1 protein-coding gene is annotated in these 1,551 nt (G+C 68.7%); it reads left to right on the plus strand.

Annotated elements, in window-relative coordinates; all coding sequences use genetic code 11:
• On the plus strand, positions 1–1,551 hold a 1,551-nt coding region (locus AB0D08_RS40780; RefSeq protein ID WP_359895431.1), incomplete at both ends, for a vitamin B12 dependent-methionine synthase activation domain-containing protein.

Below are 1,551 nucleotides of genomic sequence, written 5' to 3' on the forward strand. Positions count from 1 at the left end.
TGCCGTTGGAGGAGCGGCTGCAGCGCCGGATCATCGACGGTGAGCGCAACGGTCTGGAGGCGGACCTGGACGAGGCGCTGACGGGGCGTCCGGCACTGGAGATCGTCAACTCGACGCTGCTGGCGGGGATGAAGGTGGTCGGTGAGCTGTTCGGGTCGGGGCAGATGCAGCTGCCGTTCGTGCTGCAGTCCGCGGAGGTGATGAAGACCGCGGTGGCGCACCTGGAGCCGCACATGGAGAAGTCCGACGACGAGGGCAAGGGCACCATCGTGCTGGCCACCGTCAAGGGCGACGTCCACGACATCGGCAAGAACCTGGTCGACATCATCCTGTCCAACAACGGCTACACCGTCGTCAACCTCGGCATCAAGCAGCCCGTCTCGGCGATCCTGGACGCCGCCGTCGAACACAAGGCCGACGTCATCGGCATGTCCGGGCTGCTCGTCAAGTCGACCGTGATCATGAAGGAGAACCTCCAGGAACTCAACCAGCGCAACCTCGCCGCCGACTACCCCGTCATCCTCGGCGGCGCCGCCCTCACCCGCGCCTACGTCGAACAGGACCTCCACGCCATCTACGAAGGCGAAGTCCGCTACGCCCGCGACGCCTTCGAGGGACTGCGCCTGATGGACGCCCTGATTGCGGTCAAGCGCGGGGTGCCGGGGGCTGCTCTGCCGGAGCTGCGTCAGCGCCGGCACGCCCGGGTCGAGGTCGAGGAGCCGGCGGAGGAGCCGAACCTCGGCCAGGTCCGCTCGGACGTGGCGGTGGACAACCGGGTGCCCGCGCCGCCGTTCTGGGGGGACCGGATCGTCAAGGGGATCCCGTTCGCGGACTACGCGTCCTGGCTGGACGAGGACGCGTTGTTCAAGGGGCAGTGGGGGCTGAAGGCGGCCCGCACCGGTGAGGGGCCGTCGTACGAGGAGCTGGTGGAGACGGAGGGCCGGCCGCGGCTGCGGATGTGGCTGGACCGGTTGCAGACGGAGGGGTGGCTGGAGCCGGCGGTGATCTACGGGTACTACCCGGCGAACTCCAAGGGTGACGATCTGATCGTCTTCAACGAGGACGGTTCCGAGCACACCCGGTTCAGCTTCCCGCGGCAGCGGCGCGGGCGGCGGCTGTGCCTGGCGGACTTCTTCCGTCCGGAGGAGTCGGGTGAGCGGGACGTGCTGGGGCTGCAGGTGGTGACGATGGGCAACCGGGTGTCGGAGGCGGCGAACGAGTTGTTCGCGGGCAACGCCTACCGGGACTACCTGGAGCTGCACGGGTTGTCGGTGCAGTTGGCGGAGGCGCTGGCGGAGTTCTGGCACGCCCGGGTCCGGTTCGAGCTGGGCTTCGGTGACGAGGATCCGCAGGACGTGCGGGACATGTTCGCGTTGAAGTACCGGGGTGCGCGGTTCTCGCTGGGCTACGGGGCCTGTCCGGAGCTGGAGGACCGGGCCAAGATCGCCGAGCTGCTGCGGCCGGAGCGGATCGGGGTGGTGCTCTCCGAGGAGTTCCAGCTCCACCCGGAGCAGTCCACCGACGCGATCGTGATCCACCACCCCGAGGCCA

It is taken from the genome of Kitasatospora sp. NPDC048540 (assembly GCF_040651175.1).
GTDB lineage: Bacteria > Actinomycetota > Actinomycetes > Streptomycetales > Streptomycetaceae > Kitasatospora.